Consider the following 333-nt stretch of genomic DNA (forward strand, 5'->3'; position numbering starts at 1 on the left):
ATTTCCGAAAAGCCGCTGCCAATGGTTTCGCCACGTCCGATCCGCTCCAGCCACGCATCCCGCCATGGCGAAGCTGGTGCATTCAGCAGATCTTCCGTAAAGCCAAGATGGCTGCGGTAAGCATTGGTGAGGTTGGGATCCGCCTGCGCGAGTTCAATGATCAAACCAAAAAGCTCGGGAAGCGTCAGCCCCAGGCCGCCAAATTTCTCCGGCAGGCGCAATCTGGAAAAGCCGGCCTTTTTCAAAGCTTCGTAGTCATCGAAACGAAGCTCGCGTTCCAGATCGTGTCGTATTGAATCTTTGCCGATTTCGGCAAAAATTCCCCGAAACCTC

General features: G+C 54.4%; 1 protein-coding gene. It reads right to left on the reverse strand.

Annotated elements, in window-relative coordinates; translation table 11 throughout:
• The coding region (locus tag EN824_RS33970; protein ID WP_189522281.1) for an acyl-CoA dehydrogenase family protein at positions 1 to 333 on the reverse strand (333 nt) is incomplete at both ends.

The sequence above is a fragment of the Mesorhizobium sp. M8A.F.Ca.ET.181.01.1.1 genome, from assembly GCF_004792025.1.
Taxonomy (GTDB): domain Bacteria; phylum Pseudomonadota; class Alphaproteobacteria; order Rhizobiales; family Rhizobiaceae; genus Mesorhizobium.